The sequence below is a fragment of the Wenjunlia tyrosinilytica genome (genome assembly GCF_014646055.1).
Lineage (GTDB): Bacteria > Actinomycetota > Actinomycetes > Streptomycetales > Streptomycetaceae > Wenjunlia > Wenjunlia tyrosinilytica.
The window spans coordinates 133,850-148,684 of sequence record NZ_BMMS01000017.1; the positions used below are offsets into that span (position 1 = coordinate 133,850).

Sequence of the window (14,835 nt, forward strand, 5' to 3'; positions counted from 1 at the left end):
TCAGAAAGCGGCGGTAAGAACGCGTAGCAGATTCTCCACCGCCGCGCGGGTGGCGCGTTCCACGCTCTCCGTGGTGTACCCCCCGATATGGGGCGTAGTGATCACCCGAGGGTGGTGGAGCAGTTCCTGGGGCGCGGGCGGTTCCTGGTCGTACACATCGGTGGCGTACCCGGCGAGCCTGCCCCCGACGAGGGCTTCGAGGACCGCGCCGTCGTCGACCAGGCTCGACCGGGCCGTGTTGACCAGATAGGCGCCGGGCCGCATGGCGGCGATGGCGTCCTTGTCGATGAGTGGCCGCTCAGCGGGCGGACAGTGCAGGGTCACCGCGTCCGACCGGGCGAGCAGGCCCCGCATGGTGGTGTACGAGAAGTCCCCGGCAGGGGTGAACCGCGGATCGGGCCAGGCGTCGAAGGCGCGAACGGACATGCCGAGCCCGAGGCCGAGCTGTACGACCCGGCGGCCGATCTGCCCGCACCCCACGACGCCGAGGGTGCGTCCCGCCACCTCCCGGCCCTCGATGCGCTGCCACCGGTCCACCTTGAGCGCCGCGTCCTGCGGCGGGATGTGGCGCTGCCCGGCGAGCATGAGGGCGATGGCGAGTTCGGCGACGCCCTGCGCATTGGCTCCTGCGGTGGTCTCGACGGCGACCCCCTGCTCGGCGGCGGCGGTCAGGTCGACGGAGTCGACCCCCACCCCGTTGCGGCTGATGACCTTGAGGCCACGGGCCGCGGCCAGCACTTCACGAGTGATCGGCTCGACCCCGGCGAGGTAGCCGACGCAGGTGGGCAGGAACTGCAGTTGTTCCTCGCGGGTGGGCTGGCGCCCGGGGGTGGGGAACAGGAGGTCGTAGCCCGCCGCCTCCAGGGCGGCCAGGGCAGGGTGGCCGCCCTGGGACAGCGAGCGGGGCGTCACGGCGATCCGGCAGGTCACTGCGCCCACTGCGGGTTGTCCACGACGAGCGGGGCGCCGTCTCGTTCCACCACGATCTTGCGGAACCCCTTGGACTCGATGGTGCCGTAGTCGTGTCCGGCGTGGCCGGGGAAGGCGAAGAAAGTGATCAGCGGCTCGTCGGGCGAGGTGTTGATGGAGCGGTGGGCGTACCGGCCGGGGACGTAGACGCCCTTGCCGGGGGTGAGTTCCTCCCACTGCACATCGCCCTCGGGGTTCTCCATCATCAGCAGACCCCGGCCGCGCAGGCAGTAGTAGATCTCGGCGGTGTCGAGTACCGAGTGGAAGTGGCCCTTGGTCATGAAGTACTCGTCACCGACCTTGCCCGGATAGGTGATGCTGGTGCCGTAGGCCACCTCGCCCGGGCTGTCGGGGACGCCCATGTCGAAGAACTCGTAGACCAGGACGTCCTCTTGGGCCAGACGCTGTGCGGCCCCCTGGTCGGCGTACATGCCGGCCATGGCGGATATGCGGCGCTGGAGGGGGGTCCTGCTCTGCGACAGGCCGGTGACGAGGCTGAAGTCGGTGACGATCGCGGGCCGGGGGGCGATGGCGCTCATGTGTTCTCCTGGGTGACGTCGCGGGCGATGCGGGACAGCCGCTCGAAGGCGGGGCCGTGGGTGGCGATATCGGTGTGGAAGACCTCAGCGATGACGCGGGTCCAGCCGTGGATGAAGTACAGCCAGCCGTCGACCACACGCAGTTCCCGGGCGGCCCGCTGGGCCCGGGCCTGGTCGAGGAAGAGCAGGTCTCCGCGGTAGTTGAAGTCCCAGGCGATGCCGCCCAGAGGGAAGACGGCCGAGCCGGTCAGCGGAGAGCCGGGCCGGTCCTTGCCGAGTCCGGTCGCGTTGACCACGACGGAGCGGGCGGCGAGGGTGCGCAGCTGTTCGTCGTTGTCCCGTGGTTCGGGGGTCAGGTGGTATTCCACCGGAATGGCGAATCCGAGGCGTTCGTGGACGGTGCGCATCTCTCGCAGCCTCGCCTCGCGGCGGTTGGTGACCACGATGCGGGAGGGGACGTCGTGTCCGGCCGTCGCGCGGTTGTGCAGATACAGGGTGAGGGCGAGAGCGGAGCCACCCGCCCCGAGCAGGAGCATCTCGGCTCCTCCGGTACGGGACCAGTAGCCGTCGGGGACGATGTCCTCCAGGGCCAGGCCGCTGGTGACGGGGTCCATGGCGTGGCCCCACAGCCGGCCGCCGCGCTTGGAGATGCTGCTGACCTCGTCCAGCAGCCCGGTGTCCCGGCCGACGCCGTCGAACAGGTCGTGAGCGGCCTTGTAGAGGTTGAGCTTGTGGGTGGTGACCAGGGCGCCGAGCGAGTTGGGGTCCTTCTTGATGAATTCGACGACCTCCCGGTAGTGGTCGGGGGTGTCGTCCAGCGGAAGGTCGATGCCCTGGATGACGGCGTCGAGGTCCAGCTCGCGCGCCCAAGCCGGAAAGACCTTCATGATGGACGACTTGGTGGTGGTGACGCCGATGAAGTACATCGTCGGGCGTGCGGCGGGTTCGTACGTCCGCGGCATGTCGGTTCTCCTTCGAGGAGCCGGGGGGACCGGCCGGGTCAGTGCTCTTCCCAGTCCCGGGCGCGGCCCACCGCCCGCTGCCAGCCGCCGTAGAGCCGGTCGGCCCTCGCGCGGTCCATCGCGGAGTCGAAGCGGCGGTCGAGCCGGAAGGTGCCGGCCAGCTCGGCCCGGTCGTTCCAGAACCCGGTGGCGAGGCCGGCGAGGAACGCCGCGCCCCGGGCAGAGGACTCGATGACGGTCGGGCGCAGCACGGGGACGTCGAGGATGTCCGCCTGGAACTGCATGAGGAAGTTGTTGGCGGTGGCGCCGCCGTCGACCTTGATCTCCCGGGCGGGGATGCCCGAGTCGGTCTCCATGCAGGTGATGACGTCGCGGATCTGGTAGGCGATGGATTCCAAGGTGGCGCGGATGATGTGCTTGCGGTTGGCGCCGCGGGTCAGGCCGAGGATGGCGCCTCGGGCGTACTGGTCCCAGTACGGGGCGGCGAGCCCCACGAAGGCCGGCACGACGTAGACGCCGTTGGTGTCGGGCACACCGCGGGCGGCGTACTCGGTGTCCTCGGCGTCGTAGATGATCTGCAGTTCGTCGCGCAGCCACTGGATGGAGGCGGCGGCCACGAAGATCAGACCTTCCAGGGCGTACCGGACGCCGCCGTCGACCCCCCAGGCGATGGTGGTGAGCATGCCGCTGCTGCTGAAGACCGGGTCGGCGCCGGTGTTGAGGACCAGCGAGGCTCCGGTGCCGTACGTCGCCTTCACCATGCCCGCCTCGAAGCACGCCTGGCCGAAAAGCGCGCCCTGCTGGTCGCCGACGGCGGCGGCGACCGGGATGCGGGCGCCGAGCAGCACGGACTCCTCGGTATGGCCGTAGACCTCGCTGGTGGGGCGGACGTCGGGCAGGATCGAGCGGGGGATGTCGAGCTCGTCGAGCAGCCGCCCGTCCCAGTCGAGACGGGTGATGTCGAACAGCATGGTGCGCGAGGCATTGGTGTAGTCGGTGACGTGCGCGGCGCCGCCGGTCAGGTTCCAGATCAACCAGGTGTCGACGGTGCCGAAGGCGAGCTCGCCGCGCTCGGCGCGCTCCCGCGCGCCGGGAACGTGGTCGAGGATCCACTTCACCTTGGTGCCGGAGAAGTAGGCGTCGATGATCAGCCCGGTGGTCCGCCTGACGTGTTCGTCAAGTCCGCGGGCCTTGAGCTGTTCGCACAGGGCGGCGGTGCGGCGGTCCTGCCACACGATCGCGTTGTGGACGGGCTCCCCGGTGGCTCGGTCCCAGACCACCACGGTTTCACGCTGGTTGGTGACGCCGATGGCGGCGACGGCCTCGGCACCGCACTCGGCCTGGGCCAGCACCTGCTTGGCGACGGTCACCTGGGTGTTCCAGATGTCCAGCGGATTGTGCTCGACCCAGCCGGGCCGCGGGTAGATCTGCGGGAACTCCTGGCTGGCGGCGGCTGCGATGTCGCCCGTCCTGTCGAAGAGGATGGCCCGGATGCCGGTGGTGCCGGCGTCGAAGGCCATGACATAACGGTGTGTCATGGGTTCTCCCTGCCCTCCCCTGATGCCGCGGGGTGCGGCGCGGTGGCGCGGGGGTCGCCGTCGAACGCGACCACCGCCTTCATTCCGGCTCCTGAGGCCGCGTAGGCGAATGCGTCATGGATCTCTTCCACCGGGAACACCTCGCTGACCAGCGGTGACAGATCGACGCGGCGCTCGCCGACCAGCCGCAGGCAGCGGCCGTAGTCGCCGTTGGTCGAGCCAGTCGTCCCGGTGAGGGTGAGCCCCTTGTAGTGCACGGTGTTGGTGTCGACGGGGACGGTCTGCGCGGCGCCGAGTCCCGCGAAGTAATTGAGCCGGCCGTGGGCGGCGAGCAGTTCCACGGCCTGTGCCTGCACCTGTCGGTCGGACACCGCCGTGATGACCACGTCCGCGCCCCGGCCGCCGGTGTGCTCCCGTACGACCTCGGCCAGGTCCCGCTCGCGGACGCTGACGCATACGTCGGCGCCGAGCCGGGCGGCCAGGTCCAGGCGAGGACGGCTGCGGTTGGAGATGATCACCTTGCGGGCACCGGCGAGCTTGCCGAGCAGCACATGAAACGCGCCGATGGGGCCCGCCCCGGTGATGACCACGACGTCCTCGGGTCCCACCCTGAGCCCGCGCTGCCCGCTGTAGCAGCAGGAGAACGGTTCCACCAGGGCCGCCTCGGCGTACGAGAGGCCATCGGGGACGTGGAAGACGTTGCCGCGCTGGACGGCGAAGCCGGGCACCCGCAGCAGTTCCTGGAAGCCGCCGTCGATGCTGATGCCGAACGCCTCGTAGTCCGGGCACATGTTGTTGTAGCCGCTGCGGCACATGTCGCATCGGCCGCAGCCCACGTTCGGGGTGACGCTGACCCGCATGCCCTCGCGGAACCCGGTCACCCGCGGGCCGACCGCCGCCACGTCTCCGGCGACCTCGTGGCCCAGCACCCGGCGCTGTCCGTCCGGGATCTTGAAGTGGCCGTGCTTGAGGATGCGCAGGTCGGTGCCGCAGATGGAGGCCGCCCGTACCCGCACCAGCAGCTCGTCGTCACCGGCGGTGGGCTCGGCCACCTCCTCCACGGTCAGCGCGCCCGGCCGGTGCAGAACGGCGGCCTTCACAAGACACCTCCGACGGCACCGGGCCGGATCGACTCGGCCTGCGCCTCGTCAGCGACCGCGAAGACGACCTTGTTGTACCAGGTGCGGCGCTCGAACATGTCCGCGAACATCGCGGCTGCCTCCTCCAGGCGGGGGGTGTGGCTGATCAGCGGCGCCACCTTCAGGTCACGGCCGAGGTGGCGGACCACCATGTCCCACTCGCTGCGTCCGGCCGGGGTGATCCTGGAGTTCCAGGTGCCGTAGATGCGCAGCTCACGGCGGAGGACGGAGGAGACCAGGGCGCGCGGCAGGGTCAGGTCGCCGGACAGGTCGCCGAGGAGCACGACCTGGCCGAGCGGGGCGGCCGCGGTGATGGCCTGGACGAGGGTGGCGGGCAGGCCGCCGGCCTCCACCGCGCAGTCCACGCCCCGGCCGCCGGTCAGCTCACGGACGGCGTCCACGGTGTCACCGGCGGACGCGTCGATGACCGGGAAGCCGAGGCCGGCCATCACGGTGCGCTTGCGCTCGTCGACGTCGGCCACGTACACCTCGCTGGCGCCGAGGATGCGGAGCCACTGGGCGGCCAGCGCGCCGATCGGTCCGGCCCCGATCACCAGCGCGGTGGCATGGGCCGGCAGCCGGAACTTCAGCATGGCGTGCAGGGCGACCGCCGCGGGTTCCACCATGGCGGCGTGGATCAGTGGCACATCCCGTTCCACCGGCACCAGATTGGCCTCGGGGACGTGCAGGAACTCGGCCATCGCGCCGTCGCGCCGCGACCCGTAGTAGTCGTAGCCGGAGCTGACGGCGTACTCGCCGATCTGCGTCATCGGGTCCGCCGGGTCGGGCAGCAGGGGGAAGACCGCGGCGCGGTCTCCGGGGGCGAAGCGGCTTCCCGGCGGCGCCTCCTCGACCACCGCGGAGAACTCGTGGCCCAGGACGAGGGGGTAGTGGTACGCCTTGCCTCGGCCGTATCTCAGCACGTCCGAGCCGCACACGCCCACACCGCCGACGCGGACGAGCACGGAGCGGTCACCCACGGGGGCGGGGGCGGGGACGTCGGTAAAGGTGAGGACGCCCCCGGATTGCAGTACTGCTGCCTTCATCGCTCGCCTGCCTCAGACTTCCATGCCGTAGCGGTGCGCCTTGTGGGTCGGGTAGAGCGCGATCTGGGGGATGGTGACGTCGGGCGTGCGCGTGGCGACGCACAGGGAGATCTCGGCGACGTTGTCGACGTCGATGCAGCTGGCGTGGACGCCCTCGGCGAGCTCCTTCTCGTCCAGCCAGCCGTCGAGGTAGGCGGGGATGTCGCCGTCGTACAGGCCCTTGTCGATGATCTCGGTCATGGGGGTCTTGACGTGTGACGGGTTGATCACCGTCACACCGATGTTCTTGTCCTTGCCCTCGAGCAGGATGTTCTTGCTGAACCCCATCATTCCGTGCTTGGAGGCGCGGTAGGGGCTGTGGCCGGGTCCGGATGCCAGCCGTGCGGAGGAGGACCCCATGTTGATGATGCGCCCGCCGGTGGGCTGTTTCTCCATGACACGGAAGGCCTCGCGGCAGCACAGGAAGACCGCGGTCAGGTTGGGGCCGATGGTCTTGTTCCACTCCTCCAGCGTCACCTCGGTCACCGGGGGCGAGAGGGAGTCGCGGCCGGCGCTGTTGACGAGGAGGTCGACGCGGCCCCACTCCTGCACGGCGGACCGGAAGAAGTCCTGGACCTGCTCCTCCTCGGTGACGTCGGCCTCGACGCCCACGCAGATGCCGCCCTTGGACCGGATGGAGGTGACGATCTGCTGGAGTCGGTCGCCATCGTTGTCCACCAGGAGGACCTTGGCCCGGTTGGCGGCGAAGATCCGTCCGACGGCCTCGCCGATGCCGGAGGCGCCGCCTGTGACGATGGCGACCTTGCCCTCCAGCGCGGTGCCGGGGGCGGGTTCGTAGGTGGTGGTCATGGGATCCCCTTGTGGGTGTGACGGCGTACGTGGTCGGTTTCGCGCGCCGGGGCGCGCGAGGGGCATGGTTCAGGGGGTGGCCGCGGCGGCGATCTCCACCGCGCGGCGGGCGTTGCGTCCGATGGCCTCGTACGCCCCCTCGGTCAGCAGGCCCGCGGTGGCGATCCAGGTGCCTCCGCACGCGGCCACCTGCGGCCGGCTCAGGTAGTCGGGAAGGTTGTGGGGCGTCAGGCCGCCCGTGGGCATGAACGCCACCTCGCCGTACGGGGCGGCCATGGCGTCCAGCAGCCGCAGCCCTCCCGACGCCTCGGCCGGGAAGTACTTCACCAGCGGCAGCCCCTTGGCCAGGGCCGCCTCGATGCCGGTGGGGCTGTTGACGCCCGGGACGACGGGGATCTCCCGCTCGCGGCAGTAGTCCACGACGTCCGGGTTGAATCCCGGCGCCACCACGAACTGGGCCCCCGCGTCGGCGGCGCGGTCCACGGTCGCGCGGTCCAGTACCGTTCCGGCGCCGACCAGCAGCCCGGGGTGGCGGGCCCGCAGGGTGGCGATCCCCTGCTCGGCCGCCCGGGTGCGGAAGGTGATCTCGGCGACCGGGAGCCCCGCCTCGTGAAGCGTCTCGCCGAGCGGGCCGGCGTGGCGTACGTGGGGCAGGGTGACGACCGGGACGAGCCGGATTCGGCGCAGTTCCTCGAGGAGCTCACGGGGGTTCATCGGATCTCTTTCGCGGTGATGTCGCCCGGGGTCAGGACGTAGGCGCCGCCGACGTCCGGCACGGTCCAGGACAGTGGCGCGGCACGGCGGCGAAGTTCGTCGCGGGCGTCGTCCGGATCGACGGTGTTGAAGTCGAACAGGCCGAAGTGGTGGCACAGCAACCGCGGGATCCCGGCCGTCTCGCACAGCTCGGCCGCTTCCTGGACGGTGAAGTTGCCGGGGACGCCGTTGTCGGTGCGGTAGGCGTCGCGGCCGTTGACGGGCAGCAGCGCGAGATCGACGCGTAGGTCGCGCAGCAGCTCGGCCTGACCGTCGTAGGGGACGCAGTCGCCGGAGTGGTAGACACGGATCCCGGCGATGGTGAGCACGTATCCGAGGAAGCGGTGGTCCCCGTTCTCGTCCTGCTCGAGGCGCTCGTGGGCGGCGGGGACCGGTTGGACGGTGATGCCGTCCAGCTCGAGGCGCTCGCCCGCGGTGGTGCCGGTCAGGCGGGTGGCGGGGACACCGCGTTCCAGCGCCCGCTTCCGCTCGGCGCGCGGCACCACGAAGCGTGGGTCGTTGTGCCGCAGCAGGGCGCGGATCGTGCCCGGGTCCATGTGGTCGGTGTGGCCGTGGGTGCACAGGACCGCGGTGACGCCGCGGATGGTGTCCGGCGCCACCGGGACGGGGTGCATCCGCACATGCGGGAAGAGCGTGCCGCGGTACTTGTCGGCGAGAGTGTCGGACAGATACGGGTCGATCAGGAGGAGACGCTCTCGGTGACGCAGGGCGAACCCGGCCTGGCCGAGCCACCACAGCGCCACCTCGTCGGCCCGGGTCCCCGCGGGGGCCGGGAAGGCGCCGGAGACGGCGTCGCAGGGCACCGGGCGCAGGTTCGGGGCGGACCGGGCGCCGGGATGCCTACAGGGCGTGTTGTGCATGGCGGCCCCCTCGGATCACGGACCGGCGGGTGCCGCCGTCCACGCAGCGGCAGGCGCCGATGGTGGCCGAGCACTGCGGTGTGCTGAGACAGACGATCATGTTGGCGACCTCCTCAGTGGTGGCGGCGCAGCAGCGAGGTGCGGCGGTGTTCCCGGACGAACGCGTCGACGAGTTCATCGGCGGACCTGGCGCTGTCGTCCGCGCCGGGTTCGGCCACGAAGTGGCCGGCCCCTCGGACGTGGTGGGTCCGGGCAGGCAGGAGCCGGCGGTTGCGCCGGTGCCTGCGCACAGTTCCACGAGGCCGCGGGGGTCGACGTTCACGCGTTCGTCCGTTTCCGTAACGTGATGATGTGGCCGGTATGTGCCGTCACGGGTGTTCCACGCGGGATCTGCCGTCGATCTCCGCCGGATGCAGCGCTCCGGTCATCAGCGCGACGGCGTCCGGCATCGAGATGTCACAGGTGTTCACGAGGGCGACGCGCCGGCCCAGCCGCTGGATGTGGATGCGGTCGGCGACGTCGAAGACATGCGGCATGTCGTGGCTGATCAGGATGACCGGCACCCCCCGGCCGCTGATCTCGCGGATGAGGTCGAGGACTCGTTGGGATTCGCGCACTCCGAGCGCCGCCGTCGGCTCGTCCATGATGATCACCCGGCTGCCGAAGCAGGCGGCGCGTGCGACCGCGACACCCTGCCGCTGCCCGCCCGAGAGGGTCTCCACCGGCTGGGAGAAGTTCTGGATGGTCAGCAGTCCGAGGGAGGTGAGCAGTTCCTGGGTCTCCTCCCGCATCCGCTTCTTGTCCAGCAGGCGCAGGACGCTGCCGAGCGGGCCGGGCTTGCGGCGCTCGCGGCCGAGGAAGAGGTTGGCCGGGATGTCCCGGGAGGGGGCGACGGCCAGGTTCTGGTAGACGGTCTCCAGGCCGTGGTCGCGCGCGTCCAGAGGACTGCGGAACCGCACCGGCTCCCCGAAGAGGCGGATCTGCCCGGCGTCGGGGATCTCCGCGCCCGAGAGGCACTTGATGAGGGTCGACTTGCCGGCGCCGTTGTCGCCGATGACGGCGAGGACCTCGCCGGCGCGCAGGTCGACGTCGGCTCCGCCGAGGGCGGTGACGTGTCCGTAGCGCTTGACCAGGCCGCGCGCCTCCAGGGCGGGCACGCCGGTGGCGGTGTCGCCGGCTTTCATGCGGTCACCTTCCGGATCCACTGGTCGGCGGCGACGGCCACGACGACCAGGACGCCGACGGTGAAGACCTGCCACAGGGCCTCCACCCCGGCCAGGGCCAGGCCGCTGCTGAACACGCCCACGATGAGGGAGCCCAGGAGGGTGCCGAGGACATGGCCACGGCCGCCGAAGAGGCTGGTGCCGCCGATGACGACGGCGGTGATGGACTGGAGGTTGAGGTTCTCGCCCGCCTGCGGGCTGACCGAGCCGATCCGGCCGATGAGGAACCACGCGGCGAGCCCGCAGATCACCCCGGCCACGACATAGACGCTGAGCAGTACTCGGTCGGTGCGGATCCCGCTGAGGCGTGCCCCGTCGGGGTTGTCGCCCACCGCGTGCAGATGCGCGCCCCACGCGGTGCCCCGAAGCAGATAGGCGACGGTGGCGAAACAGCCGACCATCAGCAACGAGCTGTACGTCACCTCGGTGCCCAGGACGTGGATGGAGCGGCCCGGCCAGCTCAGCAGGGACGGCACATCCTGGGCACGGATCGTCTCGCTCTGCGAGTAGAAGAGGGTGAGTGCGGAGAAGACGCTGAGGGTGCCGAGCGTGGCGATGAAGGGGGGAATGCGGAACCGTGTGACCAGCGTGCCGTTGAGGCCGCCGCAGACACCGCCGGTGACGAGGCCGAGGAGCAGGGCCGGCAGCACGGGCAGGCCGCTGTCGACCGCGAGCTTGCCCATCACCACGGAGGCGAGGACGGTGATGGCGCCGACCGACAGGTCGATGCCGGCCGTCAGCACGACCAGCGTCTGCGCGATGCCGACCATGCCGATGATCTGCACCTGCTGGACGATGAGCGAGATGTTGAGCGGGTCGCTGAACCGGGAGCCCACCCAGACGCTGAAGAACAGCGAGGCGAGGAGGAGGACGACGAGCGGGCCGAGGAGGGGCTTGGTGTGCAGGGCCGCCTGTCCGCGAGCGATCAGGCCGTGCTTCGCCGACCGCGTGGCGGGAGGGTCTGCGGCGTGTGGGGTGACGGTGTCGTGCGCCACGGTCAACTCCTGGAAACGGTGTGAGATGTCTGGGGGTGCGGTCGGCGCGGCCGGGGAGGCCGCCGCGCGCCGCCGGGGTCCGGACCGGCTGCCGGGGGCGGCGGCAACCGGCCCGTGTCCGAGGCGGAATGGGCGGGCTGCCCGGCAGATGCCGGCCTCGGCCGTGAGGCCTGCGACGGCGCCGAGTGCCGGACGCGCCCGAGGTACTGTCCGGCGGACAGGACCTAGCCCCAGCAGTGGGTCAGGCCCCAGTCCGACTTCTTGGAATCCAGGCCGGCCGCGGGGGTGTCCGTGATGAGGGCGACTCCGGTGTCGGTGAAGTCCCGTCCGCGTGGGCTGGAGGGTTTGCTGCCGTCCTTGGCGTACGCGGCCACGGCGGCGACGCCCTCGGCGGCCATCTTCACGGGGAACTGCATCGACGTAGCGCCTATGATGCCGGCGGCCACGTTCTTGACGCCGGGACAGCCGCCGTCGACGGACACAAGGGTGATGTCCTTCTGCTTGCCGGCCGCCTTGATCGCCTGGTACGCGCCGGCGGCGGCGGGCTCGTTGATGGTGTAGACGAGGTTGATGGACCGGTCCTTCTGCAGCAGCTTCTCCATGGCGCCGCGCCCGCCCTCCTCGTTCGCCCCGGTCACCTCGTGACCGACGATCCGCGAGTCGCGTTCATCGCCGATCCGCTCCGGATTGCCGACATCGATACCGAAGCCTTCCAGGAAGCCCTGGTCCCGCAGGACGTCGACCTTGACCTGCTCGGGGCTGAGGTCCAGGAGGGCGATGTGCACAGGCTTGCCCGCCATCCGCGACTTGGCCCACTTGCCGATCATGCGGCCGGCCAGCCGGTTGTCGGTGGCAAAGGTCCCGTCCACCGCGGAGGCCGGATCCGTCGGCGAGTCCAGGGCGACGACCATGACGCCTGCCTTACGGGCCCGGTCGAGGGCGGGAATGATCGCGCTGGAGTCCGCCGGGGTGATCAAAATGCCCTTGGCGCCCGCCGCCACCAGGTTCTCCACGGCCTTGACCTGCGAATCGTTGTCGGCCTGGCCCTTGCCGGCGAAGGTCCTCAGGTCCACGCCGAGCTCGTCGGCCTTCTTCTGCGCACCCTCGCGCATCTTCACGTAGAACGGATTGTCGTTGGTCTTGGTGATCAGCCCGACGATCGTCTTCCCGTCGTTGTGGGCCCCGACGCCGCTCCCGCATGAGGTGAGCAGCAGGGTCAGGCCGATTCCCGCGGACGAGGCCGCGAGCGCACTGCAGCGTAGCTTGACGCGGTGTGCCATGAGGTTGCCTTTTCTCGACGTGCTGGGGGTGCTGGGGAGGGTTGCCGCCCGCCGGGCGCCGGTTCGCTGTAGCGGGTGGCCCTCGGTGCCGTCGCCTTCACCTGGTGCCTCCGCCCGGTCGGGCTACCGAGTGAGCGGTTCGGTGGGCTCAGCGGCTTGACCAAGAAAATCGCAGAGGTTTCTAGCCATGTCAATATTCCTCGAAGAAATTTCTACGATGCGCTCGGACCCGTAGCCCACCGCAAGGTGTCGTGGAAATCTCCGTGTTCGCCCATCGGCTGCCGGCCACGTTGACGCACCTGAGTCATGGCACGACACATGACGTGCTGGGCCGCTGGTTCGGCGCGGACCGCTCGACCATCACGCGCCATCAGGGAAGCGCGGCCGCCGTCGGCGGAGCAGCGTCGCGCGGCCCGGCCGCCCAGTCCGGAGGGCAGGCGGTCACACCACCACACCCCGTCCCAGGTCGTCCCCGGCCCGCTCCCCCGCCGCACCGCCCCACCTCACCGGACTGTGCGAGTCGCCGGTGCGGCCGACCTGGCCGAGCTGATACGTACCCAGGTCCTGGACGACTCCCCCCGGCCTCCCGCACAGCCCGCCCAGTTGACGGCACGCGAACCCGAGGTCGCCGAACCCGTCGCGGAGGGACTGAGCAACCAGGCCGTCGCGACCAGGCTCTGCCTCAGCCGCCGTACGGTCGAGACCCAACTGTCCGCGATCTACCGCAAGGCCGACGCACCGTCCCGCGCGGCTCTGGCGAGCCTCAGGACGGGCACCGCGTTCGGCGGACTCTCCTGAGTCGGCGCCGGGACCGCACCAGCGCCGTTGTCGCTGTTGACGCCCTCCTCAATGATCGGACAGAGCTCTCTCCCTGTGCCGTCGGCCATACGTTCACAAGATGAAGCATTGAAGATGAATGTCACCGTTTACCGTTTCATCTCTTGACCCAACCGCGCTCTGAGAGCACTGTATCCGGGCGGAGTTGAGAGCGCTCTCAAAACCAGCGCTCTCAAACCCTGCTCGCACCCGACCTCGATCTCCGATCCGACTCCTGGCGGGGCCGCGCACCACCGGTACCGCGGCCGCTGTCCTCAATCGCCCGGAAGGCACACTCATGACGGCACATCCCCCCACCCCTCTCGCCGGTCGCCGACCAGCGGGATCGCGTTCCGTGATCGGGCGGCTTCTGATCGCCGTACTGACCGTGTTCGCACTGCTCGGCCTCGGGACGGCGGACGCCGTCGAAGCGGAGGCAGCCGCGGACTACACCCAAGGAGTCACCTCGCAGGCCACCGGCTCGGCGCAGATCTGGTTCAAGCCGACCACCCCCTCCGCCCTCGTGGACGTGCACTACCTGCCCAACGGCGGCGGCGAGCAGGACTTCCGGATGACCGACAACGGGGGTACGTGGCAGCAGACGGTCAGCGGCCTCAGCAGCGGGTCGACGCTGGAGTACTGGTTCACCTACGACAAGGGCGGACCGCTCCACGTCACACCGCACTTCACCTATACGGCGGGCAGCGGCGAAGGTAGCGGTGGTGGAGGAGGGGCCGGGGCCGGCTCCTTCCCCATCGCCTTCCAGAACAACACCCATGGCGCCTACGGCGATTCACAGGTCTATGTGACGGTACTGGGGCAGGTCACGCCCGGTCAGTGGTCGTACATGAAGCCCGACGGGACAATGGCCCACATCAGCCACCTGGGCGCGACCGCGCCCGGGCACCTCACCAAGAACGGCGTGAACTACCCGAATATGTCGTTCACCCTCTCCCAGGCGGGCTCGGTCCCGTCGCCCACACAGATCCGAGGAGGACGGATCTACATCTCGCTGGGCTCGCCGATGTACATCCCGGTCTCGCCCGACGACCAGGGCTGGGGCGGCCCTGACCTGCGCAACTCCGCCGACCCCAACAGCGACGTGTACTACGACTGGTACGAGTACACCTATATCCACGGCCAGGTGGCGTTCGGCGGAAACACCACGCAGGTGGACCAGTTCGGCTTCCCCATGACCTCCCGGCTGCAGCAGACGTCGAGCGGCTACGACAGCACCGCCGGCATCACGCTGAGCCGCGCCCAGGTCATGTCGCAGTACGCGGCCTCCGTGGGGGCGGCGTTCAAGCCGTTGCAGAACACCTACCGCATCGTGGCGCCACGCTCGTCGAACCTGTTCCTGGCCGGTGGCTCGCAGGCGAACCACCTCCAGTCGTACATCGACCAGACCTGGTCCTACTACACCACCCATCAGTTCACCCTCACCCGGCTGGGAGAGACGTTCACCGGGCGGGTCAGCGGCAACGCCCTCACCTTCACCAAGAACGGCGCGGGCCCCTTCACCCTGGCCAAGCCGACCTCACCCGACGTGGTGGCCTGCGCGGGCGCTCTGGCCTCCGGCAGCGACACCGAGAAACAACTCGGCGCGGAGTTCTGCGCCGCGTTCAACCGAGGAGTCGCGCAGAACACGGCCAACTGGTACACGCCGTCGGCCTACTACACCAGCACGCCCAAGAACGACTACGCCGGCTTCTTCCACACGATAGGCATCGACAAGCGGGCATACGGCTTCCCCTACGACGACATCAACGACCAGTCGTCCGTACAGATCCTGAACAACGCCAACCCCCCGACAGCCTTGACCCTCGGCATCGGCTGGTGACCTGA

General features: G+C 70.0%; 14 protein-coding genes. 2 read left to right on the forward strand and 12 right to left on the reverse strand.

Features of this window, described 5'->3' with window-relative positions; genetic code table 11:
* From IEY86_RS20260 to IEY86_RS20315, 12 genes are all read right to left on the reverse strand, one after another.
* Complete coding sequence (locus IEY86_RS20260; RefSeq protein ID WP_229698613.1) at positions 1-939, reverse strand: phosphoglycerate dehydrogenase; 939 nt, start codon at positions 937-939, stop codon at positions 1-3.
* The gene (locus IEY86_RS20265; RefSeq protein WP_189133181.1) at positions 927-1,508 is read right to left on the reverse strand and encodes a glucose-6-phosphate isomerase; all 582 of its coding nucleotides are present in this window, start codon (positions 1,506-1,508) and stop codon (positions 927-929) included. Before IEY86_RS20265 ends, IEY86_RS20260 begins: the two co-directional genes overlap by 13 nt.
* Positions 1,505-2,470 carry a shikimate dehydrogenase family protein gene (locus IEY86_RS20270; RefSeq protein ID WP_189133182.1) on the reverse strand — a complete coding sequence of 322 codons (966 nt, stop codon included), beginning with the start codon at positions 2,468-2,470 and terminating at the stop codon, positions 1,505-1,507. Before IEY86_RS20270 ends, IEY86_RS20265 begins: the two co-directional genes overlap by 4 nt.
* A gap of 38 nt (positions 2,471-2,508) precedes the next feature.
* Positions 2,509-4,008, reverse strand: a complete 1,500-nt coding sequence (glpK, locus tag IEY86_RS20275) for a glycerol kinase GlpK (RefSeq protein WP_189133183.1) — start codon at positions 4,006-4,008, stop codon at positions 2,509-2,511.
* Positions 4,005-5,108, reverse strand: a complete 1,104-nt coding sequence (locus IEY86_RS20280; RefSeq protein ID WP_189133184.1) for a zinc-dependent dehydrogenase — start codon at positions 5,106-5,108, stop codon at positions 4,005-4,007. Before IEY86_RS20280 ends, glpK begins: the two co-directional genes overlap by 4 nt.
* Positions 5,105-6,193, reverse strand: a complete 1,089-nt coding sequence (locus IEY86_RS20285) for a galactitol-1-phosphate 5-dehydrogenase (protein WP_189133185.1) — start codon at positions 6,191-6,193, stop codon at positions 5,105-5,107. The genes IEY86_RS20280 and IEY86_RS20285 overlap by 4 nt, the downstream gene beginning before the upstream one ends.
* A 12-nt stretch (positions 6,194-6,205) precedes the next feature.
* Entirely contained in the window at positions 6,206-7,042 is an 837-nt protein-coding gene (locus IEY86_RS20290) for an SDR family oxidoreductase (RefSeq protein ID WP_189133186.1), read from the reverse strand.
* 69 nt (positions 7,043-7,111) lie between these two features.
* The gene (gene eda, locus IEY86_RS20295; protein WP_189133187.1) at positions 7,112-7,756 is read right to left on the reverse strand and encodes a bifunctional 4-hydroxy-2-oxoglutarate aldolase/2-dehydro-3-deoxy-phosphogluconate aldolase; all 645 of its coding nucleotides are present in this window, start codon (positions 7,754-7,756) and stop codon (positions 7,112-7,114) included.
* Positions 7,753-8,676: an MBL fold metallo-hydrolase gene (locus IEY86_RS20300; RefSeq protein WP_189133188.1), complete on the reverse strand. Its 924-nt coding sequence runs from the start codon at positions 8,674-8,676 to the stop codon at positions 7,753-7,755. The genes eda and IEY86_RS20300 overlap by 4 nt, the downstream gene beginning before the upstream one ends.
* Positions 8,677-9,044: 368 nt before the next feature.
* Positions 9,045-9,860, reverse strand: a complete 816-nt coding sequence (locus IEY86_RS20305) for an ATP-binding cassette domain-containing protein (protein WP_189133189.1) — start codon at positions 9,858-9,860, stop codon at positions 9,045-9,047.
* The gene (locus IEY86_RS20310; RefSeq protein ID WP_229698614.1) at positions 9,857-10,894 is read right to left on the reverse strand and encodes an ABC transporter permease; all 1,038 of its coding nucleotides are present in this window, start codon (positions 10,892-10,894) and stop codon (positions 9,857-9,859) included. The genes IEY86_RS20305 and IEY86_RS20310 overlap by 4 nt, the downstream gene beginning before the upstream one ends.
* A 224-nt stretch (positions 10,895-11,118) precedes the next feature.
* The gene (locus IEY86_RS20315; protein ID WP_189133191.1) at positions 11,119-12,174 is read right to left on the reverse strand and encodes a substrate-binding domain-containing protein; all 1,056 of its coding nucleotides are present in this window, start codon (positions 12,172-12,174) and stop codon (positions 11,119-11,121) included.
* Between the two features lie 513 nt (positions 12,175-12,687).
* Between IEY86_RS20315 and IEY86_RS36595 the strand changes: the two genes are divergently transcribed.
* A complete protein-coding gene (locus IEY86_RS36595; protein ID WP_229698615.1) occupies positions 12,688-12,972 on the forward strand; it encodes a response regulator transcription factor in 285 nt (94 codons plus the stop codon).
* 373 nt (positions 12,973-13,345) lie between these two features.
* The gene (locus IEY86_RS20325; RefSeq protein WP_189133193.1) at positions 13,346-14,830 is read left to right on the forward strand and encodes a glycoside hydrolase family 64 protein; all 1,485 of its coding nucleotides are present in this window, start codon (positions 13,346-13,348) and stop codon (positions 14,828-14,830) included.
* Positions 14,831-14,835: the final 5 nt, after the last annotated feature.

Excerpts from the sequence above, each read along its gene's own strand:
- IEY86_RS20265 (WP_189133181.1), bottom strand. The coding sequence starts at position 1,508 with ATGAGCGCCATCGCCCCCCGGCCCGCGATCGTCACCGACTTCAGCCTC.
- IEY86_RS20270 (WP_189133182.1), bottom strand. The coding sequence starts at position 2,470 with ATGCCGCGGACGTACGAACCCGCCGCACGCCCGACGATGTACTTCATC.
- glpK (WP_189133183.1), bottom strand. The coding sequence starts at position 4,008 with ATGACACACCGTTATGTCATGGCCTTCGACGCCGGCACCACCGGCATC.
- IEY86_RS20285 (WP_189133185.1), bottom strand. The coding sequence starts at position 6,193 with ATGAAGGCAGCAGTACTGCAATCCGGGGGCGTCCTCACCTTTACCGAC.
- IEY86_RS20290 (WP_189133186.1), bottom strand. The coding sequence starts at position 7,042 with ATGACCACCACCTACGAACCCGCCCCCGGCACCGCGCTGGAGGGCAAG.
- eda (WP_189133187.1), bottom strand. The coding sequence starts at position 7,756 with ATGAACCCCCGTGAGCTCCTCGAGGAACTGCGCCGAATCCGGCTCGTC.
- IEY86_RS20300 (WP_189133188.1), bottom strand. The coding sequence starts at position 8,676 with ATGCACAACACGCCCTGTAGGCATCCCGGCGCCCGGTCCGCCCCGAAC.
- IEY86_RS20305 (WP_189133189.1), bottom strand. The coding sequence starts at position 9,860 with ATGAAAGCCGGCGACACCGCCACCGGCGTGCCCGCCCTGGAGGCGCGC.
- IEY86_RS20315 (WP_189133191.1), bottom strand. The coding sequence starts at position 12,174 with ATGGCACACCGCGTCAAGCTACGCTGCAGTGCGCTCGCGGCCTCGTCC.